The organism is Deinococcus budaensis (assembly GCF_014201885.1).
GTDB classification, from domain to species: Bacteria; Deinococcota; Deinococci; order Deinococcales; family Deinococcaceae; genus Deinococcus; species Deinococcus budaensis.
Genome location: NZ_JACHFN010000007.1, coordinates 77,092 through 100,268 on the forward strand (window position 1 = coordinate 77,092; position 23,177 = coordinate 100,268).

The following is a 23,177-nucleotide window of genomic DNA, read 5'->3' on the forward strand; positions in this document are numbered from 1 at the left end:
CAGCAGGGGCCGCCCTGCGCGCGTGAGGTGGGGCTGACCTGCGGGGGGGTCAGCCCACCAGGGCCAGCCAGGTGTTCGGGCCGACCACGCCGTCTGCCGTGAGGCCCTGCGCCGTCTGGAAGCTGCGAACGGCGCTTTCCGTGCCCGGCCCGAAGGCGCCGTCCAGCATGACCCCGTAGCCTCTGGCTTGCAGCTGGCCCTGCGCCGCCCGCACCGCCTCGCCGCTGTCGCCGCGCCGCACGGTCAGGACCAGCCGCTCCCAGGTGGCCGACCCCACCACGGCGTCGGGGGTCAGGCCCGCCGAGGTCTGGAAGGCGCTCACGGCCGTCCCGGTGCCGCCGCCGTAGTTCCCGTCCACCGCGAGGGTCTGGCCCCGGGCGCGCAGCAGGGACTGCACGCTGCGGACGCGCTCGCCGCTCTGGCCGTCCCGGGTGGTGGGCCACACCCGCACGCTGACGCCCAGCCGCGCGGCCACGTCGCGGCGCAGTTGCGGCAGTCTGGCATACAGCACGTCTCCCGGGCAGGAGGTGTTCAGGAAGTCGCGGTGCCCGTAGATCTCGGTTGCCGGAATGCCGTACTGCCCGCACAGCCAGGCGCATGTGCGCACCAGCGCGTCGTACTGGGCGGCCGGGGGAGACACGCTGGTGTAGGTGCCCTCGTTCTCGATGCCGACCGACACGTCGTTGAAGCTCTCGCAGTGGGCGCCGCGCACATGCTGGGTACCCGTCTGCGCCGCTTCCAGGCTGCGGTGACGGCCCTCCAGCACGTACCCGCCCCGGCTGATGGTGAACTGCTGGCCGGAATCGGTCCAGCCCCGGTCGAAGTGAGCCTGCTGAATCGAGCGCGCCAGGCTGTGGGCCTGCGCCTGCGAGAGGTCGCTGACGTTGGCGCTCGCGGTGTGATGCACGATGATCCTTGTGGGCCGCGTGGCGAGCAGGGTCACGGCTTCCCGGGGCGCCTGGGCCTTCCAGGCGGCCGTGGTGGCGATGGCCGGGCTGGTCACTGCCTGGCCGTCCAGCCGGTTGACGGGCGCGTCCGGGTCGAGCCTGGCCGCCTTGTTCAGGCCGCAGCCCGCCAGCAGCAGACTGCCGCCGAGTGCCGCGCCCCAGCGCAGGACCTGGCGGCGGGTGGGGGGGGTGTTCATTCGGCCTCCTCGGGAAAGCGGCGGGCGACCTCGCTGCGCGCCACCGCTGCCTGCTGCCCTGGGTCAGTTCCAGGCGCAGTGGACGTGGTTGCTGTGGCCGCCGGGCGGGTCGTAGTAGGCGTTGAAGGTCTGGCCGGGATCGGACCCGGCGGCCAGGCACGCGTTGCGCGCGGCGGTGTGGGCGCTGTTGGGGGTGCTCAGGCTCACCCCGTTCCAGATGCCGATGTCGAGTGCCAGACCGGCGTAGTGGTCCGAATACGTCGAGTGGACCCCGCCCGCGATGGACGTGATGAAAAAGGAGTTCCCGGCGTTCGCCATGGTCAGCATGCCCTGGAGCATCGAACGCTTGAGGTACACGGTGAGGCCGCAGTTGGCGTCGCCCGCGCAGCCGCGCCTGGCCGCCAGGCCGTTCGCTGTGTCGACGACGTTCTGGCGCGGGTTGCCTCCGGACGTGCTGCTGCTGGTGCCCAGCGTGACGCGCCCGCTGTTCAGGATCTGCGAGGCGAGGCTGGCGGTGGTGCCTGTTGCCCCCGTGCTGCTGCCGGTCACCAGGGCATGCCAGGTGTTGAGGCCCGCCACGCCGTCCACAGTCAGGCCCCGCCTGCTCTGAAAGTCCCGCAGCGCCGTGTTCGTGCCGCTCCCGAAGACGCCGTCTACCGTGACGGCGCTGTAGCCGTAGCCGCTGCGCAGCTGGTCTTGCACCGCCCGCACCGCGTTGTTGCTGTCCCCCTGCCGCACGGTGACGATCAGCTTTTCCCAGGTGTTGCCGCCCACGGTCCCGTCCACCACCAGGCCGTTCGCCCGCTGGAAATTCCGCACGGCCGTGTCGGTGCCGCCTCCGAAGGCGCCGTCCACAGAGAGGCTTTGCCCCGCGTGGCGCAGCAGGTATTGCAGGGTCACCACGTCGCGCCCCGAGTCGCCGGAGCGCAGCGCCTGCCAGGTCAGCACCGACTGGGCACCCAGCAGGGCGTCAGGCGGGGTGGCGGCGGCCGGTTGCGCCCGCTGCACCCCGCAGGCCGAGAGAGAAAGGGTGAGGGCGGCCAGGATCAGGGTCGAACGCATCATGCACTCCTCGGATGTCTGTCAGGGCACTGGCCTGGAACCGGCAGGCGGAGCGGGGGCCAGGGGTGGGTTCAATCCGGAACCTCCAGAAGTGGAGATGCGGGGAGGATGCCCGGGTTGTGCGGACAGGCGCGGTCTATCACCACACCTGTGATGAAGGTGTTGGGGGGAGAAAGCCCTGAACGTGGCCGTCGGCAGGCCGCCCACGACCGGCACAGCGTCCAGGGAGGATGCCCGATCCACGGCGCTCGCCTGCCCGGAGGCCTTCTCCCCAGGTTGACCGGGTGCCCCCGCTCTCAGGCGGTCAGAGCGCGGGAAATAGGGGAGGGGCCGCTTCTCCGCGGGTGCGCTCAGGCCAGACTTCCCGGGCAAACCCGCGTCTGCGGCGGGGGTCTCGGGGGCGGGTGGTCCCCGGCCCGCCGGGGCCTTTCAGGCCGGGCCTGCCTCCGGGCGCCGGTCGGTCCAGGACCCACCCGGCGCTTTTGCTGCGTAGTCTGGGCAGCGATGACCACTGGCGCCCAGAGTGAACGGATGAACGCCTTCGGGCAGGCCCTGATGACCCTGATGGTGGAGCACGGGGTCGCGGCTGTGCGCCCCAGGGAAGCGAGCGGCCTGCTGGGCCTGACGGAGAGCGGCAAGTTCGTGAGCGCCGACCTGGCCTTCGAGTTCCTGGCCCCCGCCGATCACCGGGCGGCCGCTGCGGCGCTGGGCGTCGTCCCGGGGGTCCCGGCGGGGGAGGCTGGCGCGCGGGACCTGGCCGACGTGCAGGGGTTCGTGCGCGCCGTGGGGCTGCTCTACGACAGGTACGGGGTGCACAGCCTCGAATTCGGGCCAGGCGCGCTGCTGGGCTTCCGGCCGGGCAGGTCAGGCATGACCTTCGTCACCGACCACGTCGCGGTCACCCTCCAGCGGCGGGAGCCGTAACCCGGAGCCGTCCACCTGAGTTTCCGCCCCTGACGCCGAACCCTGCCCCGTTTTTGCCTGTCCGCCCCGTTTGCGGCTGCGCGCGCTCACAGCGCCGGGCCACCTCTCCACCACCTCTCAGGCACGCGGCTCAGCCTGCGCCCCGGCTCATGCGGGGGGGACGCCCACACCTCCACAACCGGGGCGCCCGGGCGACGTTCCGGCTTCAGGCCGTCTGGCTCGGGCCGGGCGCTGCTGAAGGAGGCCCTGCTGAATCACAGCTGGCCCGTTACAGTGGGTCGCGTTCCCCGTCCAGGCCGTGTTGCCGGGACCGACCGCTTCTTCAGGAGGTTTCATGCTGCGCCGTTGTCTGCTCCTCACCCTGCTGCTGACGGGAGGCCCCGTGGCCCTGGCCCAGACCGCTCCGCCTGCCCCGGCCTCCGCCGTGGGTGCCCCGGCCCTGCTGCCCCCCATCAGTGACGCGCCGATCTTCGTGGCCTATCCGCCGGACCGGCACACGGTCCCCTTTGACCATGTCCTGCTGGAAGGCAGCGTGCAGCCCGGGGCGTCCCTGACCCTGGGCGGCCAGCCGGTCGACGTGGGCGCCGACGGCCTCTTTATCGAGTGGGTGCCGTTGAACCCCGGCGAGAACGTCCTGGTGCTGGAATCCGCCCGGGGCGGCACGGTGGCCCGCCAGGAACTGCGGGTGACCAGCGCGCCGCCGCAGGTTCTGACCGGCGCCGCGCAGATCGTGGCCGCCAGCCTGCTGCCCGCCGCCGACCGGGTGGCCTACGTCCAGCCCCAGAGCCTGGAGGGCCGGGCCGTCCCTGTGGCGTTCACGGGCACGGCGGGTGGGCGGGCGTCCTTCCGGGTCGGGGACCTCGGCCCCTTTCCGATGACCGAGAGCGCGCCGGGCCGCTACGAGGGCACCTTCCTGCTGCCCGAGCGGCTGGCCGCCGCGCCCGTGGCGTTTACGCTGACCGCCGCCGACGGCACCACGGCCACGGCGAGCAGCCCCGGCCAGCTCAGCGTGACGGCGACCGGTCCCCGGGTGGCGGAGGTCACGGCGACCATCCCCGGGCGGGGGGTGCAGGCCGGCACCTTCGTGTGGCGCAACGGGCCGGGCCGCAACTACGTGGTCTATCCCCGCCCCGGCGCGCTCTCGGTGGTCGTCGGAGAGGAGGGCACGACCTACACCGTGCAGGTGTCCGGCACGCTGACCCTGAGCGCCCCGAAAACGGCCCTCACCCTGCGCCCGGAGGGCACGCCGCTGCCCCGGGCGGTGTTCACCCGCATCGACGTGAAGGCGGGCGAGACCCACAGCGAGGTGCGGCTGAACCTCCCCACCCGGGTGCCCTTCACGGTCGAGCAGGCCGCCGCGCCCGGCGCGTCCAGCCTCGACCTGCGGCTCTTTCACACCGTCTCCGACGTGGATTACATCGTGTCGGACTTCCCGGCTGGCCCGGTCCGCGACGTGCGCTGGACCCAGGAAAGTGACGGCGTGGCCCGCGTGCGGGTGGACCTCCGCGGCGCGCCCTGGGGCTACGACGCGACCTACGAGGGCACGACCCTGGTGCTGCGGGTCCGCAACGCGCCCACCCTGGACGCCCGCGCGCCGCTGACGGGCCGCACCATCGTCTTGGACCCCGGCCACGGCGGCGACGAGTTCGGCGGGGCCGGACCGCTGCGGGTGCCCGAGAAAAACCTGATGCTGCCGCTCTCGCTGCGGGTGGCCGAGCTGCTGCGCGCCAGGGGCGCTGCCGTCGTGCTGACGCGCGAGGCCGACGTGACAGTGCCCATCTACAACCGCCCGCTGCTGGCCGAGGAGAAAAACGCCGACCTGCTGGTGAGCATTCACGCCAACGCCCTGCCCGACGGGGTGGACCCCGCCACCAAGCGCGGCAGCGGCGTGTACTACTACCACCCGCAGGCCCGCGCGCTCGCGGACGCCCTGCAAGCCAGCCTGGTGGAGCGGCTGCCGGACGTGGGCAACGACGGCGTGCACTACCAGAACCTCGCTCTGGTCCGGCCCACGACCCAACTCAGCGTGCTGATCGAGACCGCCTTCCTGACCGACAAGGGCAACCTGCGGCTGTTGATGAGCGCGGCGGGCCGCGAACGTTTCGCGCAGGCCATCGCCCTGGGCATCGAACGCTACTACCGGGAAGCGGCCCTGGGGCGCCCGGGGTCTTGAGGTGCCCGCCGAGGCCTCCGGGCCTTGCGACCAGACCCTCATGAACAGCTGCGCGGAGACGCGCTTCCGGCCCCGTCTCCCGCAGAACCTGGTGTCTGTGGCGTTCGGGCGATCGTTCGGCGTCCATCCAGCGCCAGCGGCGCCGGGAACTCGCGCAGACCGTGGCGTGACCCCGCCACCTCCGGGTCAGGCAGGCGCATCCCGCCTGAACGGGCGCACCTGCTGCCCCTCTCACCCATCCATGCGGAAGGCTCGTCCGTTCCTGCGTTTCACTCCTACGGCCACCTCTGTCAGACGCGCGTTGAGACGGCTGCACACTTGTGGACGGCCAGCAGATGCCCCATTCCGATGCAGTCCCAACATGGGGTTCACGGTTCCCCGACTTCAGCAGTTCCTCACCGCCTGAGGGCCTCCCCCCACCTGAAAAGAGAGTTCAAGCGGCCAGGAGAGCCTTTCATGCCAGAGAAACTGGCGAGATCAGGGGCGGGGCCACCCACCAGGACTTAAGCTCAGCGCATGATGAATATCTCAGGGTCAGGCCTGGCCCGGCCGCTTGCCGGTCCCACCTCTGCGGGGAGCGGCCATGCGGCCTGCGCCTGAGGAAAACAGGCCCAGGGAGGCGTCCGGGCAACCCCGTCTGGTCATCGTCAACCTGCTGCCGACCGCGCTGATCGTCCTTGCCCTGCTGCTGGCGCTGAACTTCTTCGGCCTCGTCGCCACGCCTCTCCTCGTCATCACGCTGGCGGTGCTGCTGGCCGCCGCGCTCAACCCGCTGGTGCTGTGGGGCCAGACCACCCTGCGCCTGCCCCGTCCCGTCGCGGCGATCCTCACGGTGGCGCTGCTGCTGGGCAGCCTCGCCTTGCTGGGCAGGCTGCTGGTCCCGGTCCTGATCGCGCAGGTGTCCAGTTTCGCGGCGGGGCTGCCTGCCGACGCCTTTCTCCTCGGGCAGCGGGTCGACGCGTGGCTGAACGAGCGTCCCACCCTGAATGCCCTGCTGGGCGAGAGCGTGCTGGACGACGTGAGTTCGCGCGCCACGGCGCTGGTCACCGGGCTGATTCCCCAGGTCGTCAACCTCGCCCTCAGCACCGCGGGCACCCTCGCGCTGGGGGTGTTCGGACTCGTCATCCTGACCTTCACGCTGGCCCAGCCCGCGCCGCTGGTGCAGGGCCTCCTGAGCGCCGTTCCCGAAGCCCGCCGGGAGTGGGTGGGGGCCGTCGCGGCGCGGGTGATGGGCAGCCTCAGCCGCTGGGGGCGCGGGATGCTGCTGCTGATGCTGGCCGTGGGCGGGGCCAACGCGCTGGGCCTCTGGGCGCTGGGGGTGGACAACTGGCTGCTCTACGGGGTGATCGCGGCCTTCGGCGAGATCGTGCCGACGGTCGGTCCCATCTTCGCGGCGCTGCCGCCCATTCTCGCCACCCTGGCCGACGAGCCGGGCAAGGCCCTCGGGGTCGCCCTGCTCGCCCTGGTGATTCAGCAGGTCGAGAACTACGTGCTGGTGCCGTTCGTGCTGGGCGGCAGCGCGAACCTGCACCCGGTGTCGGTCACGGCGGGGGTGCTGCTGTTCGGCAGCGTGTTCGGGCTGGTCGGCGCCTTCCTGACGGTGCCCTTCCTGATTCTGATCAAGGCGCTGTACGAGGAAGTGCTGCTCGCCCGCCGCCGCCCCGCCTCCGAGGCGGATGCCCAGGCCATCGTCGAAGGGGCCTCTGCCGAGGCGCACCCGGAGAGGCACGGGACAGGCGGAGGGTGAACCCGGCCGCTTCTCCTGGAGGAAGTCTGCCGGCCGGTGGGATTCGGGGAGGGAGAGAAGCCCGCTCCGGTGGCGATACCGGCCGCGCAGGTGTTCGAGCTGAGCGTGCTGGGTCCCGGCGGGAGCCGCCCGTCGCGGGACGTGTCCGTGCTGACGGCGTCCCTGATCGCCGACAATACCCTGATGAACTACACCCTGATCCTGCCAGCGAACAGCCGGGGGCGGCCGCTGGACGATCAACGCCGGCCGTCTGCCGTAGGGGAGTGGTGACGCCGTGAAGCGGTGAGCCAGTCCCGAGCCTGGCAAGTCAAGCCCGGGCAGAGGTGAGGCGCAGCAGCTCTGCCCTGACGGGGCAACACGGACGTGCTGAGCGCAGCAAAGGGGAACCATATGCCTGGATAGCGTTCCCACCGCCGTTTGGGCCGCCGCACGGCTGTCGTGGAAGAGTTCGTGCCGGTCAACCGAAGGGGGCGGGGCGCTGGTTCGCCGTCTCCCTCCTGCCTGGCCGGAAGCTACGCTCCGGGCAAGGTGAAGAAGAAGGAGGACCCCTGTCCCGGGGTGCTCTCCAGCCACAACCGGCCGCCGTGGCGCTCGACGATCTTTTTGCACACCGCCAGCCCGATGCCGGTGCCCTCGAAGGCCTCGCGGCCGTGCAGGCGCTGGAAGATCACGAAGATGCGCTCGAAGTACTGGGGTTCGATGCCGATGCCGTTGTCGGTGACCTGAAAACGCCATAGTCCGTCCCCGTCGCGCTCGGCCGTCACGCGGACCTGGGGCCGCACCCCCTCGCGGTGGTACTTCAGCCCGTTGGCGATCAGGTTTTGCAGCAGCTGGTCGAGCTGGGGCGCGTCCGCGAGCACCATCGGCAGCTCGCCGCGCGAGAGATCCGCGCCCGGGGGGGCCGACAGCCCAAGGCGGCTGGCCACCGTGTCGAACACGGCCGCGCTGTCTACCGGCCGCAGTTCTCCCCGCTGGGTGTGCACCCGCGAAAAGGCCAGCAGGTCGTCGACGAGCTGCTTCATGTGTTCGCCGCTGTCCACGACCTGCCGCAGGTACAGCTGCCCGCGCTCGTCGAGCACGTCCCCGTACTTGCGCAGCAGGATGCCCGCGAAGCTGGTCACGGCCCGGATGGGGGCTTGCAGGTCGTGCGAGGCGACGTAGGCGAACTGCTCCAGCTCGGCGTTGCTGCGCCGCAGCTCCTCGTTGGCGTGCAGCAGGGCCTGCTCGGCCCGCTTGCGCTCGGTCACGTCCTTGACAAAGCCCACCATGTGGGTGACCTGCCCTGCGGCGTCCCGCCGGAAGTAGCCCTCGTCTTCCACCTCGCGGACACTGCCGTCCCGCCTCACCACCCGGAAAGGCAGGCGGAAGGTGTCGCTCCACTGGATCACCCGCGCGATCTCCCGCTGAAAGCCCCCGCGGTCGTCCGGGTGAATCAGGAGTTCGGTCCAGTCGGCCAGGGTGCCGCCCAGTTCCTGCGGGGCGTATCCGGTGATCTGCTCGACCGCGCCGCCGTACAAGATGGCGTCCGTCGCCGGGTCCCAGTCGTAGAGCAGGGCGCCGGAGCCGCGCACGGCGACCTCGTAGCGCTCGCGCCACTCGGCCACCTCGCGGGTGCGCGCCTCCAGCTCGGCCACCCCCCCGGCGCGTTCCAGCGCCAGGCCCAGGCTGCGCACCACCGATTCCAGCGCCGCCTGGTCGGGGCGGGTCCAGTGCCGCACGCCCCCGAACAGCACCACCGCGAAGACCCCCCGGGGCTGCCCGTCCACCAGCACCGGCAGGGTCGCGGAGGCGCCCAGGTGGCTGACCATCCCGCCGAGGTTGTCGGTGTCGCGGGCGTACTGGTCCTGGTAGTAGGGCGCGCGGCTGCGGTAGGGGATCAGCAGGTTGTTGGCCTCGTGGTAGGGCAGCCCCGCGTCCGCAGCCGCCTGAAGGGCCGCGTTGCGCAGCTCGCCCGTCTGGCCACGCAGCACCCAGCGCTCCCCCTGCGGCTCGAAATACAGGGCGTAACCCTCGGGCAGCAGCGAGAGCGCCACCGCCTGCGCGCGCCGGACCAGCACGTAGGGGTCCACCTCCACGCTCAGGTCGCGCGTGAGGTCCGCGAAGCTCTCCAGCGCCCGGTTGCGGGCGTCGAGTTCGGCGGTCTGGCGCGCCTGCTGCGCCGCCTGCTCGGCGCGTTCCAGCGCGAGGGTCAGGCCCCGCCCCACCGCCCGCACCAGCGCCCGGTCGCGCCCGGACCAGCGCCGGGTGTCCTTGAGGCCGATCAACAGCAGGTGCCGGACCTCGCCGCCCACGACCAGGGGATAGGCGGCGGCCTTGCCGTAGGCCTCGCTGTGCTCGATCCCCTCGCGCCCGGGGTCCCAGCTGTCGGTGAACACCGCGGTCCCCGTTTCCAGGGCGCCGCGCAGAAAAGGGGTGCTGTCCGGCAGTCCGGCCCTCAGGCGCTCAAGCAGGGCCTCGCCCATGTCCTCGCTCCAGGCCTGGGCCTTCCAGAGGGCGCCCTCGCGGGTGTAGTAGCCGACGCTGGCGCCCCCAAAGCGGGTGTGCAGCGCGGCGATGGCCTGCCGGGTCAGGTCCAGCACGTCAGTGGTGGTGCCCACCGCCTCCGTAAAGGCCACGAACGCTTCCTGGGCGCGGGCGTCGGTCAGGGCGCCTCGGGTCCGCTCCTCGACCTGCCGTTGAAGGTTTTCAAGCAGCTGGCTGCGCCCCACCGCGACGGCGCACTGGGCGGCCAGGGTCCGCAGGAACCGCACCTCCTCCGGGGTGAAGTGGTGGGGTTCCCGGAAGTCCAGCACCAGGACCCCCAGCGGCCGGTCGTCGAGAAACATCGGCAGCACGGCGGTGGCGACGACCGCCACGCTCCCGCTGCGGGCCGCGAGCTGAGGATAGGCCCGCACCAGGTCTTCCTGATGCTCGAACAACAGCGCCTCACGGCGGCCCAGGGCGTCGGCCGCCGGAGCGTTCTGCGCCAGGGGACCCGCCTGCCAGAGCGTGAGCACCCCCTCCGCGTGGCCTTCCACGGCGGCGAGGTTCAGGCGCTCCCCGGCCTCGTCGGTGAGCAGCACCGCCCCCGCGACGGCGTTCAGGGCCTGGCGCGCGGGGGTAAGCACCACCCGGAACACGTCCTGCTGGGTCCGGGCGGCCGCCAGGGCCTCCGTGACCGCTTGCAGGCGCTCGCCCAAAGAGGGCGGCGCCGAATGGGTCGGGGCGAAAGGTCTGGACACCGGGCCAGGATACTGTCGCCCGCCGCCGGGTGCGGCCCTTGGCCTTGGCATCCCCGGGCGGCGGCCGCCTCCCACTGGCCCAGAGGCGCGTGAGGGAGGTGCGTGCGTGAGGATGGACGCCTCGCGCGCTTCACATCTCTGCCCAGGGAGTCCCCACAGGCGTGAGGGCCGCCTGGACCGCCCGCCCCCGTCGCCTCCGTGTAGGGGAGAGGAACACGAGCTGAGAGCTATAAATCAGTATATACGAGGCATACTTCCTCCCTTCGCCCCCTCCCACCCCCCACCCTTTCCTCCCCGCCTTGCGCCGCCCCTCGTCCGCCCACTACAGTGGGCCGTACCCACAGTTCTCCTCGGTCGGGCGGGGCCAGCCCCGCGCTGCTTCTCCGGCCCCTGCGCCGCTGCCCCGACCCTCTCCGGTGGCCTCTCACCCGTCCCGTCTCCTCCCCCCGCGCGGGTGTAGCTGGACCCGCCGCCGCCCCCCAGGAGCCTTCCCATGACTGCACCTGCCGACTCTCAGGCCGACTCTCAGGCCGTCTCCCAGGTCACGCCGCTGCTCACGGCGACCCAACAGGCCACCCTTAAAGCCTTTGCCGATACGGTCTTGCCGCGTGTGGACGGCCTGGACCCGCCCGAGTTCTGGGGGGTGGCCGCGTCCGATCTGGGCGTCCACCAGGCGCTCGCCCAGTATCTGGACACCCAGCTTCCGCCCGAGGTGCGGGGCGGCCTGCTGGGGCTGCTGGACGCGATGGCGTCCCTGAGTTTCGCCGCCCAGAGCCAGGCGGTACGCGAGGCCATCTTGCGCACCGTGGCGGGCCTTTCGCCCGAGGCGGCAGGGGGCGTGGGCGCCCTGCGGCAGCTCACCCTGCTGTTCGGCTACGGCCTGACCGACGAGCGCGGCCAGAATCCGCTGTGGCCCCACCTGCGCTATCCCGGCCCTCCCGGCCCGGCACCCCAGACGCCTAAGACCATCACGCCGCACGAACCGGAAGACGGCGCCGTGCTGGAAGCTGACGCCGTGGTGATCGGCTCAGGCTCGGGCGGCGGCGTGGTGGCGGCGTCGCTCGCGCAGGCCGGAAAAAGCGTGGTGGTGCTGGAGGCGGGCGGGTATTTCAACGAGGCGGATTTCCACGGCCTGGAGCTGAACGCCTACCAGACCCTCTACTACCGGGGCGGCTACCACCCCACCGCCGACGGCAACGTCACCCTGGTGGCGGGCGCTGGCCTGGGCGGCGGCTCGACCGTGAACTGGTCGAACTCGGTGCGCCCCAGAGACGACGTGCGGCGGCGCTGGGCGCACGAGCACGGCCTGACCGACGTGGCGGAGCCGAGCTACGACGCGCACATCGACGCGGTTCTCGCCCGCATGGGCGTCAACGACCGGTGCAGCGACTTCAACGGGCCGCACCAGCGCCTGCAAGAAGGATCGCAGAAGCTGGGCTATCAGTTCGTGAAGGCGGCGCTCAACCTCGATCCCGGGCGCTACGACCCTGACCGCGCCGGCTACGCGGGCTTCGGGGACGCGACCGGCGCCAAGCAGGGGACCCTGAAGACCTTCTTGCAAGACGCGCACGACGCGGGCGCGCGCATCCTGGTGCGGACTCAGGCCGAGCGGATTCTGGTCGAGGAGGGCCGCGCGGCGGGTGTGCAGGCCACGGCGACGGTGGGCGGCGAAGCCCGCCGGATCACCGTGCGCGCGCCCCAGGTGGTCGTCGCCTGCGGCGCGCTGGAGACGCCCGCGCTGCTGCTGCGCTCGGGAATCGGCGGCCCGGCGGTCGGGAAGTACCTGCGGCTGCACCCGGTCGGTATGGCGGTCGGCGTGTACGGGGAAGACCAGCGGGCGTGGTGGGGACCGCCCCAGAGCGCGATCATGAAGGAGTTCGCGGACCGCGAGGAGGGCTACGGCTTCATCATCGAGAGCGTGCAGTACGGCACCGCGCTGCTGGCCTCCGGCACTCCGTGGACCGGGGGGGTGGAGCACAAGGCCGTGATGAGCTTGCTGCCGCGCATGGCCTTTTTCATCAACATCACCCAGGACCACGGGCATGGGCAGGTCACGCTGGACGCGGCGGGCAACGCGGTCCACACCTACGCCCTGACCGACGACCTCGACGCGCGCAACTTCCGCGCGGGTCTGGCCGAGTGCGTCCGGTTGCACGAGGCGGCGGGCGCCGAGGAGATTCACGGCCTGGCGCCCGGCCTCGCGCCGTGGAAGAGGGGAGAGGACCTCGAGGCCTTTATCGCGGCGCTGGTGAGTGTGCCTCCCGGCGCGGGCGGCCAGACCATGTTCAGTGCCCACCAGATGGGTTCGGCGCGCATGGGGCTGGACCCCCAGACCAGCGTGGCGGACGTCAGCGGCCAGCTGCACGACGTGCCCGGCGTGTGGATCGGGGACACCAGCGCCTTTCCGACGTGCAGCGGCGTGAACCCGATGGTGTCGTGCATGGCCCTGGCCCACCGCACCGCCAGCCGCCTGCTGGCGGTCATGGACGGGCCGCCGCTCGCCGCGTCCCCGGCGGCAATGGGCACGCCCGCGCCCGCCCCGGCGCCGCTCCAGCTGCATCGGGTCGATCAGGCGGTGCAGCCCGCCTCCGGCCTGACGCCCGAAGCGGTCAGCTCCGCCTCCTCCTCGCCCGCCGCCAGCGACCTGCCCGGCGTCACGCCGCTGTGACCCCTCGCCCCGTCCACCTCCAGGGAGACTCCAGATGACTGCCCATCCCCAGGCCAACGCCGACCCCGCTGCCCCGCCCCTCGCCCCGCCCGCCTTCCACCGGCGCGACCGCTTCCTGATTGGGGGCGAGTGGGTGGCCCCGCTGGGGACAGGCACCCTGGAGGTCGTGAACGCCGCCACCGAGGAGGTGATGGGCCAGGTCCCCGAAGGCACCCGCGAGGACGCCGAACGGGCGGTCCAGGCAGCGCGGGCGGCCTTTGGGGGCTGGTCGCAGACCCCAGTCGAGGCGCGCGCGGCGCTGCTCGACCGCGTGAGCCGGGGCCTGAGCGCCCGCCAGAGCGAGATCGCCACCCTGGTCGCGCAGGAGGTGGGGATGCCGTTCATGCTCAGCAACGTCATCCAGGTGGGCCTGCCCGCGATCACCTTCGCCTCGATGGCCGAGGAACTGCGCCGCTTTCCCTTCGAGGAGCCGCTGGCCAGCTCCGTGCTGCTGCGCGAGCCGGTGGGCGTGGTCGCCGCGATCACCCCCTGGAACTACCCGCTGCACCAGATCGCCGCCAAGGTCGCGCCCGCGCTGGCGGCAGGCTGCACGGTCGTCCTCAAGCCCAGCGAGGTCGCGCCGCTCAACGCCTTTGTGCTGGCCGAGATTTTGCAGGCGGCGGGGCTGCCGCCGGGGGTCTTCAACCTCGTCACCGGCACGGGCGCGGTGGTGGGCGAGGTGCTCGCCTCGCACCCCGAGGTGGACATGGTGTCCTTTACTGGCTCCACGGCGGCCGGGCGGCGGGTCAGCGAGCTGGCGGCGCGCACGGTCAAGCGGGTGGCGACCGAGCTGGGCGGCAAGAGTCCGTACCTGATCCTCGACGACGCGGACCTGACCGGCGACGCCCTGACGCAGGCGGTGGTCAGCGGCGTCAGCGGCTGTTACCTGAATTCCGGCCAGACCTGCTCGGCCCTGACGCGGATGCTGGTGCCGCGTTCCCGGCTGGCCGAGGTCGAGGCGGTGACGCAGGCGGTGGTCTCGCAGGTGCGGGTGGGCGACCCCTTCGATCCGGCCACGACCCTGGGGCCGCTGGTGTCGGACGTGCAGCGCGAGCGCGTGCGGGCCTACATCCGCCAGGGCGTCTCGGAAGGCGCGCGGCTGATCGCGGGCGGGCCGGACGCGCCGACCGGGCTGGAGCGCGGCTACTACGTGCAGCCCACGGTCTTTTCCGACGTGACGCCCGAGATGGCGGTCGGCCAGGAGGAGATTTTCGGCCCGGTCCTGGTCATCCAGCCCTACGAGAACGAGGAGGACGCCATCCGCATCGCCAACTCGACCGCCTACGGCCTGTCGGGCGGCGTGTGGTCGACTGACCGCGAGCGGGCCGTGCGGGTGGCGCGGCGGCTGCGCACCGGGCAGGTGTCCATCAACGGGGGCGCCTTCAACCCGGTGGCGCCCTTCGGCGGCTACAAGCAGTCGGGCAATGGCCGCGAGTTCGGGCGCCTGGGCCTGGAGGAGTTCCTGGAGGTCAAGGCCCTGCAATTCTGAAGCCGGGGGCGGGGAGGGGGGCGTCCCCACCCGCCCCCCGCGTCAGCGGGCCTCGCCTCCTCCCGTTCAGGTGCCCCCCCCGTTCAGGTGTGCGCGAGCTGGGCCGCGCGCCAGTAGTCCAGGCAGGCGTCGATCTGCTTGAGAAAGTCGCCGAACCCCGGGGCCTTGACCAGGTACGAACTCGCGTGCAGCGTGTAGGCCCGCGACACGTCGCCCCGGTCTCCCGACGTGGAGAGCATCACCACCGGAATCAGGGTCAGCTCGGGGTCGGCCTTGAGCTGTTCGAGCACCTCGAAGCCGCTCATGCCCGGCATGTTGATGTCCAGCAAGATCACGTCCGGACGTTCCGGCGCCGAGCGCAGCCAGTCCAGCGCGACCGCACCCCGGTCAAAACACCGCAGGGTGCAGTCCGGGCACAGCTGCTCGAAGGCTTCCCGGGCCAGCCACTGGTCGGTGACGCTGTCATCGATCAGCACGAAATGATGGGGGACAGGCACACCTCAAGGTAAAGTCTGCATTAAGTTTTCAGGTGCTGGCGGCTCACAGTTATGGCCGGGGGGCACCGGGCCGCGCCCTCAATCGGCCTCTTCTGCGGCGGCCAGCGCTTCCAGCCGCACGTCGGCGTCGAGCTTGGCGTAGATCGCGCTGGTGGTCACCGAGGCGTGCCCCAGCACGTCGGACACCACGTGCAGGTCGCGGGTCGCCCGGTAGAGCCGGGTTCCGGCGGTCCGGCGCAGGGTGTGCGCCCCCCACATGTCCGGCGGCAGGCCCAGGTTCCGGAAGTAGCCGTTGACGATGGTGCGCAGCCCCGCCGTGGTGAGCTGCTGTCCCCGGTGGCCGCGGTGAAAGGAGACGATCAACGCGCCCTGGTCCTGCGGCAGGTCGCCCGCCAGCACCAGGGCCTGCCGCAGCTGAAGCCAGGCCGCCAGCACCTGCGCCGCCGCCGGGGGCAGGGGCACGCGCCTGGCTTTGCCGCCTTTGCCGCGCGTGACGTGGACCTCACGCAGGCCCAGCCCCACGTCCGCGACCCGCAGGTCCACGATCTCCTGCGCCCGCAGCCCGAGGGTGGCCCCCAGCACCAGGATCGCCCGGTCGCGGGCGGTCACCGCCGGATCGGGTGCGGCCTCCGGCGCGGCCAGCAGCGCCCGGTACTGTGCGGGCGGCAGCGCGCGCTTGCGGGCATGGGCGGGCGTGGGGTCGCGCGGGGCCGGCACCGCCAGCGTGGGATTTTCCCGCACCGCCCCTGCCCAGTGCAGCGCCCGGTACAGCGCCCGCACCCCGTAGAGGTAGGTCGCCACACTGCCCAGGGTCAGTCCCGCAGCCTGGCCGCCCTGGCGCAGCCGCTCGCGGGTGTGGATCACGTAGGCTTCCAGCTCGTCGGGGGTCAGGTGCTGCACGCTCAGGCGCGGCGCCCCGGGCGGTCCCGCGTAGGCCAGGAAGTCGCGCACCGCCACCCCGTAGGTCCGGAGCGTCTGAGGACTCACCCCGCCCGCCCGGCGCGACTTGACCCGCAGGTGATGGCCCAGCAGGTCGAGCAGCCCTTCAGCGTCCTGGGTCTGCGCGGCCCGCAAGGCCTCGCGGCGGCGGTTGTCGGGGTTGGCCCACCTGGAAGCGAGGACGAGGGTCACCCTCTGACTATACTTACGCTTAGGGCTATAAACACAAGTATCCCCCGTCTTCCAGCGGAAGTGGCTGGAGCCGGGTGTTCCAGCAGGTGTCCTGAGCTGTGGCGAGAGCTGGAGACCGACCTTGAGGCCGAGCTGTGTTGGGTGGGGGGTGCCGGAGAGTGTCAGGTCGAAGACGGGGGCTTGCCCTGGTTTGCAACGCACAATATTGATCCGTATCTAACGTGCTGCGTTCCGGGGCGAGTTACTGTCAGGCCCGGTTGGTCAGGCTCTGCATCATGAGGATGTCAGTGCCAGAGCCGCCAGCGCGGCCTGAAGGCAGAGGGCTGCCAGGTGCTGTCTCCTGCGGCCTGTGACTGCGCCGTGGTAACAGGCCTGTAACCCCCGGAGCGCACCCTTGACCCATGATCAGGACTCAGAACAGGCGGCAGCGGCGCTTCCCCTCTGGGGGCCTGGCCGCATGGCTGACCCAGGAGCAGCGTCTCGTGCGGGCAGGGCGGCGGCAGGTGGTCGGCGTGGGGGTGGTGGGCGTGCAGGAGGCGCCGCCGATGGTGACCGTCGCGCAGGCGCTGGCGCCCATCGGGGTGGGGATGCAGAGCCTCTCTCCCGCCGGGCTGGCCGCCCAGGCCCTCGCTCCGACCGCGATGGGTGCGCAGACTCTGCCGCCCGGGACCCTGGCGGCCCAGGCGCTCGCCCCCACGGCGGTGGGGGTGCAGGTGACCCTTCCCGGGGCAGTCTCCATGCAGGCGGTGTCGATATTCGCGGTCGGCGTGCAGGTCGTGGCGCCGGGCGGGGTGGCTGTGCAACACGTCGGCCCAGGCGGCATCGCGGTGCAGTTCATCGCTCCCGGCGCCCGGGCGCGGCAGGTGATGGCCCCCGGCGGGTTCTGTCTGCGTGTCCCTTTTCTGGGCCGTCTCCCTTCTGCTGAAGCGTAGACCACGGCGCGTTCAGGGAGTTTGCATCTCTCTCCGGGGGCGGTGTGACCTGCTGAACGTGGAGGCGCTTCACTCCAGAGCACTGTGTCTTCAGGGAGATTAGATTAGCTCGAATACCTGCCTGCAAGCTCAGACAGTATCTTCTCGATCCATCTGTTCGTATGCGCTTCCTGCGTGCTTACGCTCCAGCCTGAGTATTTCTCCTTCATTGTCCTGAAGGGCATTTCCAATGCAGATGGCCCATGTTATCCGCTTGAGCGGCCGCCAAAGCGCGACAGGAGAGCAGGGGGTCCGAGAAGGGCGCGACTGGACTGGAATAGACGGGGAACCTGGTGATGGTACTTAATCTAATCTCCCTGAAGATTTTGAGGCTTACACTGCCGGTATGGTTCACCCTGCCGATGACCGGGCCGCCCGGCTCACCCGCGCCATGGTGCATGCCGACCTCGACGCCCTGCTCGGCCTCACGGCTCACCTCTGGTCCCGTCCCAGCAAGAACGTCTATACCTTGCTCCTCCCCATCTTCCAGGCCGCCCAGGAAGGGGGCCTCAGCCTGCTGCGCCCCCCCCAGGATTTCCACGCCTGGCTGCTCACCGCCGCCCGCCGCCCCGGGGTCACCGGCGTGCCCGTTCGCCCGAACACTGTCCGCACCCGGCTGAACCTGCTCTCGCGCCTGTACGACCACCTTATCGACGAGGGGCTGATCAGCAGCGGCCACCCCATGCGCGGCCTTCAGCGCCCCCCCGCCGAACCCAGCACCCGCCCCCTGCCTGTCCCCGAGGACATCAGCAAGCTTCTCGCCCTCACCGACACCGCCGAGCACCTTCCCTTGCACGTGGCGCTGACCCTGATCTACCGCCACGCCTTTCAGGTCACCGAGCTGCTCAGCCTGACCTGGGGGGCGTACGAACCCCGCGACGGCACCCTGCTGCGCCGCCGGAACATCACCCGCCTGAGCCGGGAAGCCCACCACGCCCTGGACCGCCTGTATGCCCGCGCGGGCGCCGCCTACGCCCAGGAACACGAGCGCCTCTTTCCCTACACCGACCACGACACCCTGCGCAAAGGCATCTTCCAGGTGAGCTGGGGCCAGGCCCCCTTCATCTCCCCCACCGACCTGCGCAAGGCCTCCCTGCGCGACTTCCCGCACACGCTGGAATCCGCAGGCTTCGCCCCCGGCAGCCAGCAACAGTTTCAGCGCGCCGTCACCCTGGCCGAGCAGGCCCTCACTCGCGCCGCGCCAGGGCAGGAGGAGTGAACGGTTCACGGCGTGTAGGACGGGACATAAGAACCCCTTGCCGGGGGGCACAGCAATCCTCTCACGTCCGAATCGGGCACCGTCACGGCTTGCGCCGGGCAGCAGGGCAGGCGGCAGCCTACACGACCGGCCCTGGCGGCCTTGCTCCCGAAGCTCCAGACCCCTTCCAGCGAGGCGGAACGGACGCCGCTCCTGGAGGGGCTTGGGCGGCTGCCGCAGGAACGGAGGAGACGGTCACGCGGCGCTGAGGAGGGCGTGCTGCCCCGGGTGCTGAAGCCGCCCACCCATAGGACCAAACCGTGACCCTGACGGCGAAGGGGGGGGGCCGCGCGGTTCAGGCGCTGGGTGCCCAGCACGTGGGTGCCGTAGACCTGCGCGAGTTGCTCGGGCGTGAACGCCTCGGCGGGGCCGCTTCCCATGTGCCCGGCGTTGTGGATGAGCACGTCGAGCCTGCCTGCGTCCCGCACGATCTGGGCGAGGGCGGCGTCCACCGAATCCCGGGAGGACAGAGGACACGTCCAGTTCGGCGGTGCGCAGGTCCACTCCGGACTCGCGGGCGTAGGTCTGGGCGTCGCGGACAGCGCCTGCATTGCGCCCCTGGGTATCGCGCCCTGGGTACCGCGGATGCCCACGTAGACGACGTGGCCCGCCTTCGCCCCGCTGCCAGCGCACGCGCCGTGAACGCCCCGAAGCCGCTGCTCGCCCCGCTGAGGCTCGCCCCGCTGAGGACGATGCTCTCGGGCAGCTCAGATCGCCCCCCCGTTGACCCGAATGACCTGACCGTTGATCCAGCGCCCCGGCCCGGCCAGGAACGACACCACCTCGGCGATGTCCCCCGGGGTGCCCAGGCGCTCCAGCGGGTTCATCTTCGCCAGCCGCTCGACGGTGGCCTCATCCTTTCCGTCCAGGAACAGGTCGGTGGCGACAGGGCCGGGGGCCACCGCGTTCACGGTGATGTCGCGGCCCCGCAGCTCCTTGGAGAGGATGCGGGTCAGGGCGTCCACCGCCCCCTTGCTGGCGGCGTAGGGCGCGTAGGTGGGCAGCGCCAGTTCGACGACCGAGCTGGAGAGATTGATGACCGCGCCGCCCGCGCGCACCCGGCGGGCCGCCTGCCGGTTCACCAGGAAGGTGCCCCGGACGTTGACCCGGTGCAGCCGGTCGAAGTCGTCCACCTGAAACTCGGCCAGCGGTTTCAGGCGCATGATGCCCGCCGCGTGCACCACGACATCGACGCCGCCGTAGGTCTGCTCGGCGGTGGTGAAGAGGGCCTCGGCGGCCCCCTCGTCGGACACCTCGGCCCGGACGGCGGTGACGGTTCCACCGGCGGCTTGAAGGGCGGCCACGGTCTCCTGCGCTTCCCGGTCGTTGCTGGCGTAGGCGATGATGACCGCCAGGCCGTCGGCGGCGAGGCGCTCGGCGCTCTGGCGCCCGATGCCGCGCGAGCCGCCGGTGACGATGGCGACGCGGCGGGGCGCAGTGGGAGTGGTCATGGAACGTTCCTCCAAAAATGAGAGTGACGGAACCCGGCCCAGTGCCAGGGCCAACGGGTCAGGTGACGAACCCGCAGGAACGCGAGAAAGGGCAGTCTCCCCTGTTCCTGCCCAGCTACTTTCCTGCGAAACCTGCCTCCTCCAATAGGGCGTTGCTGGAGAAAACTTGCCTGATTCTGCAAATCGGGGCGCGGCAAGGTGGGGTAATGCGCGGTGAGAGCCTGTCAGGGCAGGCAGAATGGCGGGCGTGTCCGCTTCTCCTGCCCCCCGGACCCAGCCTGCTCCGCCACCGACCCTGACCGGGGTGCTGACCCGTCACGCGACCGGGCCGGGCCTGCAAGCCACCCCCGTGCCCGGGCTGCACCTGTACCGGGCGGGGGGGGCGTCGGAGCCGGTGCACACGGTCTATACGCCCTCGGTGTGTCTGGTCGCGCAGGGCCGCAAGCTCGTGCAGCAGGGGGAAACGTCGCTGACGTACGGCCCCGAGGACCTGCTCCTCGTCTCGGTCAGCCTTCCGCTCACCGCCCGAATTCTCGAGGCGTCGCCCGAAAAGCCCTACCTCGCGCTGCACGTGGACCTCGACCCGGCCCTGATCGCGGCCCTGGCGGTGGAGTTTCCAGAGGCGGCGCCGGGTGGGGGGAGCCAGTCCGGCCTGGTGGTGACCGCCCTCGAACCGCTGGTTCAAGACGCCGTGCTGCGGCTCGTTCGCCTGCTGGACAGGCCGGAGCACATTCCCGCGCTGGCCCCCCTGATCCTGCGTGAACTCTGTTACCTGCTGCTGGTCGGCCCCGAGGGGGGGCGGCTGCGGGCGATGGTGCAGGCGGCCGGGCAGACGGGCCGGATCGCCAGGGCCGTTGAGCGCCTGGTGCGGGAGTATGACCGGCCCCTGCGGGTCGAACAGCTGGCGCGGGACGTGCACATGAGCGTGTCGGGCTTTCACCATCACTTCAAGGCGGTGACGGCCCTGAGTCCCCTCCAGTTTCAGAAGCGGGTGCGGCTTCAGGAGGCGCGCCGGTTGCTGCTGGGCCGGGCGGTGGACGTGACCCGCGCGGGCGCCCGGGTCGGGTACGACAGTCCGTCGCAGTTCAGCCGGGAGTATCGCCGCCTCTTCGGAGCGTCGCCCCGGGAGGATGTCGCGCGCTGGCAGGCGAACGATCTCCCCAGGACGCCGCAAACCCGGTGACACCGGGCCTCCTCTCCGTGCTGACGCCAGCTGCCCCCGGCCCAGCCGTGCGGTCGGGAGACGAAGCCCCGGTCACCCCAGAAACCCCAGTCACCCCAACGGACAGCCCCCTTTGACAGAGCGGGCGTCGCCCGTCATACTTACCATTGATAGAATTTCTACAGGAGGCAGAATGACGGCGCAGGCCAGGAGGGCGAGGCAGAAACAGGCGACGCGGGAGGGCATCTTGCGGGCGGCCCTGACCATCGGCGAGCAGGAGGGCTGGCCGGCGGTCACCATCCGCCGCATTGCCGACGCGGTGGAGTACACCTCGCCCATCATCTACCAGTACTTCGCCAGCAAGGAGGCCGCCCTGCAAGCGGTCATGGCGCAGGGCTACGAACGGCTGCGCCTCGCCTTGCAGGCCGCCGGGGCCGAACCCGACCCCGAGCGGCGGCTGCGCGAACTGTGCCGGGCGTACCTGCGTTTCGCGCAGGACCACCCTGCCCTCTATGAACTGATGACCGGCCTCGGGGGGGTCCGGCTGGACGGCCGTGCCCGCCATCAGGCCGCCTCGGGGGTGGTCCGCCTGACCCTGGAGACCATCGAGGCGTGGGCGCGGCACCGGGGGGTCTCGCTGCCCGACTCCCTGGCCGCCAGCGAGACCGCCTGGGGCGTCTTGCACGGGATGGCGACGCTCGGTCTGCTGGAGGACATCGGCTTCGAGCGCGCCCGGGTCCTGGCCGAGAACGCTGTCTCCGCGCTGCTGCGAAGCTGGGAGGCTCCCATGGCCTGATTTTTTTGCCCTCCTTATCTATCATCGGTAGAAGAATTACCGTTGAAAACGTCCACACGACCCCTCGCCGTTCCCCTGAGGAGACCCCATGACCCCCACTGACCTGCATGTCGTCCTCGGCGCTGGCCCTGCCGGCACCACCCTGAGCACCGAACTCGCCCGCCGGGGCCACCGGGTCCGCCTGGTGGACCGCCGCGACGACCCCCCGGTGCCCGCCGGGGTCGAGCACGTCCGCGCGGACCTGAGCGACGCGGACGCCGCCACCTCGGCCACCCGGGGCGCCTCGGTGATCTACCACTGCGTGAACGTCGCCTACCACCTGCAACCCCGCCTCCTGCCCGGCCTCGGTGAGGCCATTCTGACGGCCGCCGAACGTCAGGGGGCGCGGCTGGTCGTGCTGGACACCCTGTACCCCTACGGGGAGGCGAACGGCGAGTCCCTCACCGAGGACACGCCCTGGGCAGCCACGACCGTCAAGGGCAGGCTGCGGGCCGACCTCGACCGGCGCTACCTGCGGGCGCACGAGGAGGGCCGGGTGCGGGTGGTCGCCGGTCGCTCGGCAGACTTCTACGGTCCCGGCGTGCTGAACTCGACCCTGGGGGGAGCGGTGTTTCCGGCCGCCCTGACCGGCGGTGAAGTCCTCACGCTGCTCGACACGAGTCTGCCGCACAGCTACACCTACATCCGCGACGTGGCGCGGGGGCTGGCGACCCTGGGCGAGCGCCCCGAGGGCGACGGGCGCATCTGGCACCTGCCGACCGTCCCGGCCCGCTCCACCGACGAGGTGCTCGAACTGGTCGCCCGCGCCGTGGGCCGCCCCCTCCGGGTTCACAACCTGCGGCGCGCCGAGGCCTATGGCCCCTTCGACCAGACCTTTATGGACAGCTACGCGGAGATGCTCTACCAGCACCGGATTCCGCAGAACATGGTCTCCACCGCCTTTGAGCACCAGTTCGGCGTCTTTCCAACCCCGCTGGAAGAGGGCATTGCGCAAACCTTGGCGTGGTACCGGGAAGTGCTGGCCGGGCAGTGGGCGGCGCCCCAGCGCGCGGATCGTTCGGGACCCAACCCCACCGCGTAGGGCTGCGGGAGGGCGAGTTCTTGGCTCGCAGAGGCCATCGGTGCGCCGGATGAAGGGCGCACCGATGGTGTTCTCTCTCCCGCCGACTGGGCAGACACTCAGGGCAACCCCGACGCAGGCCCGGGCAGTCTCCTGGAGGGGCACGGCCCACCGAAGCCGGTCGGCGAGGGCACAGGATACCGGCCGTGGTCAGTCTGCCTCCAGCACCTGACCCCCTGCGGGCATGACCGGGAATGGACGTGCTCAGCGCCGTTCGTAAGACACTCGGCCGTGTCGTATCCCCGAACACCGGGAGAGGGTACGTTCGGCCAGCGGCGGAAAGCGAATGAACTGTTGACGCTGGGCCGTCGTCCAGCAGCGAAC

The 23,177-nt window shown here is 71.3% G+C and carries 18 protein-coding genes; 11 read left to right on the forward strand and 7 right to left on the reverse strand.

Translation table 11 applies throughout. From position 1 onward, the window contains the following. Positions 1-49 precede the first annotated feature (49 nt). Positions 50-1,144: a peptidoglycan recognition protein family protein gene (locus HNQ09_RS10605; RefSeq protein ID WP_184028894.1), complete on the reverse strand. Its 1,095-nt coding sequence runs from the start codon at positions 1,142-1,144 to the stop codon at positions 50-52. 63 nt (positions 1,145-1,207) lie between these two features. Further along, entirely contained in the window at positions 1,208-2,209 is a 1,002-nt protein-coding gene (locus tag HNQ09_RS10610) for a peptidoglycan-binding domain-containing protein (RefSeq protein ID WP_246363286.1), read from the reverse strand. Between the two features lie 501 nt (positions 2,210-2,710). Here HNQ09_RS10610 and HNQ09_RS10615 point away from each other — a divergent pair. From HNQ09_RS10615 to HNQ09_RS10630, 4 genes are all read left to right on the forward strand, one after another. Further along, positions 2,711-3,130 (forward strand): hypothetical protein, encoded by a 420-nt coding sequence (locus HNQ09_RS10615; RefSeq protein WP_184028896.1) that lies wholly within the window; start codon positions 2,711-2,713, stop codon positions 3,128-3,130. A 334-nt stretch (positions 3,131-3,464) separates the two neighbouring features. Next, positions 3,465-5,303, forward strand: a complete 1,839-nt coding sequence (locus tag HNQ09_RS10620) for an N-acetylmuramoyl-L-alanine amidase (RefSeq protein WP_184028898.1) — start codon at positions 3,465-3,467, stop codon at positions 5,301-5,303. A gap of 583 nt (positions 5,304-5,886) precedes the next feature. Further along, a complete protein-coding gene (locus tag HNQ09_RS10625; RefSeq protein ID WP_184028900.1) occupies positions 5,887-7,050 on the forward strand; it encodes an AI-2E family transporter in 1,164 nt (387 codons plus the stop codon). 69 nt (positions 7,051-7,119) lie between these two features. Next, positions 7,120-7,320 carry a hypothetical protein gene (locus HNQ09_RS10630; protein ID WP_184028902.1) on the forward strand — a complete coding sequence of 67 codons (201 nt, stop codon included), beginning with the start codon at positions 7,120-7,122 and terminating at the stop codon, positions 7,318-7,320. Between the two features lie 242 nt (positions 7,321-7,562). Here HNQ09_RS10630 and HNQ09_RS10635 read toward each other — a convergent pair whose 3' ends face one another. Further along, complete coding sequence (locus HNQ09_RS10635) at positions 7,563-10,271, reverse strand: ATP-binding protein (protein ID WP_343057738.1); 2,709 nt, start codon at positions 10,269-10,271, stop codon at positions 7,563-7,565. A gap of 493 nt (positions 10,272-10,764) precedes the next feature. Here HNQ09_RS10635 and HNQ09_RS10640 point away from each other — a divergent pair, with 493 nt between their 5' ends. Both HNQ09_RS10640 and HNQ09_RS10645 read left to right on the forward strand, forming a co-directional pair. After that, positions 10,765-12,939 carry a GMC family oxidoreductase N-terminal domain-containing protein gene (locus HNQ09_RS10640; RefSeq protein WP_184028906.1) on the forward strand — a complete coding sequence of 725 codons (2,175 nt, stop codon included), beginning with the start codon at positions 10,765-10,767 and terminating at the stop codon, positions 12,937-12,939. A gap of 34 nt (positions 12,940-12,973) precedes the next feature. After that, complete coding sequence (locus tag HNQ09_RS10645) at positions 12,974-14,467, forward strand: aldehyde dehydrogenase family protein (protein WP_184028908.1); 1,494 nt, start codon at positions 12,974-12,976, stop codon at positions 14,465-14,467. A gap of 83 nt (positions 14,468-14,550) precedes the next feature. On the opposite strand, the gene HNQ09_RS10650 is transcribed toward HNQ09_RS10645, so the two are convergent. Together HNQ09_RS10650 and HNQ09_RS10655 are read right to left on the reverse strand one after the other, a co-directional pair. Next, the gene (locus HNQ09_RS10650) at positions 14,551-14,964 is read right to left on the reverse strand and encodes a response regulator (protein ID WP_184028926.1); all 414 of its coding nucleotides are present in this window, start codon (positions 14,962-14,964) and stop codon (positions 14,551-14,553) included. Between the two features lie 78 nt (positions 14,965-15,042). Then, positions 15,043-16,095 (reverse strand): tyrosine-type recombinase/integrase, encoded by a 1,053-nt coding sequence (locus tag HNQ09_RS10655; protein WP_184028928.1) that lies wholly within the window; start codon positions 16,093-16,095, stop codon positions 15,043-15,045. Between the two features lie 401 nt (positions 16,096-16,496). Between HNQ09_RS10655 and HNQ09_RS10660 the strand changes: the two genes are divergently transcribed. Beyond that, positions 16,497-17,027, forward strand: coding sequence for a hypothetical protein (locus HNQ09_RS10660; protein ID WP_184028931.1), 531 nt, complete (start codon positions 16,497-16,499; stop codon positions 17,025-17,027). A 385-nt stretch (positions 17,028-17,412) separates the two neighbouring features. Beyond that, positions 17,413-18,285 (forward strand): site-specific integrase, encoded by an 873-nt coding sequence (locus tag HNQ09_RS10665; RefSeq protein WP_184028934.1) that lies wholly within the window; start codon positions 17,413-17,415, stop codon positions 18,283-18,285. Positions 18,286-18,290: 5 nt separating this feature from the next. Here HNQ09_RS10665 and HNQ09_RS18690 read toward each other — a convergent pair whose 3' ends face one another. Beyond that, a complete protein-coding gene (locus HNQ09_RS18690) occupies positions 18,291-18,875 on the reverse strand; it encodes an SDR family NAD(P)-dependent oxidoreductase (RefSeq protein WP_246363287.1) in 585 nt (194 codons plus the stop codon). 156 nt (positions 18,876-19,031) lie between these two features. Beyond that, complete coding sequence (locus HNQ09_RS10675) at positions 19,032-19,775, reverse strand: SDR family oxidoreductase (protein ID WP_184028937.1); 744 nt, start codon at positions 19,773-19,775, stop codon at positions 19,032-19,034. 247 nt (positions 19,776-20,022) lie between these two features. Here HNQ09_RS10675 and HNQ09_RS10680 point away from each other — a divergent pair, with 247 nt between their 5' ends. The 3 genes from HNQ09_RS10680 (at position 20,023) to HNQ09_RS10690 (ending at position 22,814) form a co-directional block, all read left to right on the forward strand. Then, entirely contained in the window at positions 20,023-20,958 is a 936-nt protein-coding gene (locus HNQ09_RS10680; protein ID WP_221269751.1) for an AraC family transcriptional regulator N-terminal domain-containing protein, read from the forward strand. A 172-nt stretch (positions 20,959-21,130) separates the two neighbouring features. Next, a complete protein-coding gene (locus tag HNQ09_RS10685; RefSeq protein ID WP_184028943.1) occupies positions 21,131-21,733 on the forward strand; it encodes a TetR/AcrR family transcriptional regulator in 603 nt (200 codons plus the stop codon). 88 nt (positions 21,734-21,821) lie between these two features. After that, positions 21,822-22,814, forward strand: a complete 993-nt coding sequence (locus HNQ09_RS10690; protein ID WP_184028946.1) for an NAD-dependent epimerase/dehydratase family protein — start codon at positions 21,822-21,824, stop codon at positions 22,812-22,814. Positions 22,815-23,177: the final 363 nt, after the last annotated feature.

What these genes read in the sequence shown, in the direction of transcription:
- HNQ09_RS10605 (WP_184028894.1), bottom strand. Translation starts at nt 1,144, where the DNA reads ATGAACACCCCCCCCACCCGCCGCCAGGTCCTGCGCTGGGGCGCGGCA.
- HNQ09_RS10610 (WP_246363286.1), bottom strand. Translation starts at nt 2,209, where the DNA reads ATGATGCGTTCGACCCTGATCCTGGCCGCCCTCACCCTTTCTCTCTCG.
- HNQ09_RS10615 (WP_184028896.1), top strand. Translation starts at nt 2,711, where the DNA reads ATGACCACTGGCGCCCAGAGTGAACGGATGAACGCCTTCGGGCAGGCC.
- HNQ09_RS10620 (WP_184028898.1), top strand. Translation starts at nt 3,465, where the DNA reads ATGCTGCGCCGTTGTCTGCTCCTCACCCTGCTGCTGACGGGAGGCCCC.
- HNQ09_RS10625 (WP_184028900.1), top strand. Translation starts at nt 5,887, where the DNA reads ATGCGGCCTGCGCCTGAGGAAAACAGGCCCAGGGAGGCGTCCGGGCAA.
- HNQ09_RS10640 (WP_184028906.1), top strand. Translation starts at nt 10,765, where the DNA reads ATGACTGCACCTGCCGACTCTCAGGCCGACTCTCAGGCCGTCTCCCAG.
- HNQ09_RS10645 (WP_184028908.1), top strand. Translation starts at nt 12,974, where the DNA reads ATGACTGCCCATCCCCAGGCCAACGCCGACCCCGCTGCCCCGCCCCTC.
- HNQ09_RS10660 (WP_184028931.1), top strand. Translation starts at nt 16,497, where the DNA reads ATGATCAGGACTCAGAACAGGCGGCAGCGGCGCTTCCCCTCTGGGGGC.
- HNQ09_RS10665 (WP_184028934.1), top strand. Translation starts at nt 17,413, where the DNA reads ATGGTTCACCCTGCCGATGACCGGGCCGCCCGGCTCACCCGCGCCATG.
- HNQ09_RS18690 (WP_246363287.1), bottom strand. Translation starts at nt 18,875, where the DNA reads ATGCAGGCGCTGTCCGCGACGCCCAGACCTACGCCCGCGAGTCCGGAG.
- HNQ09_RS10675 (WP_184028937.1), bottom strand. Translation starts at nt 19,775, where the DNA reads ATGACCACTCCCACTGCGCCCCGCCGCGTCGCCATCGTCACCGGCGGC.
- HNQ09_RS10685 (WP_184028943.1), top strand. Translation starts at nt 21,131, where the DNA reads ATGACGGCGCAGGCCAGGAGGGCGAGGCAGAAACAGGCGACGCGGGAG.
- HNQ09_RS10690 (WP_184028946.1), top strand. Translation starts at nt 21,822, where the DNA reads ATGACCCCCACTGACCTGCATGTCGTCCTCGGCGCTGGCCCTGCCGGC.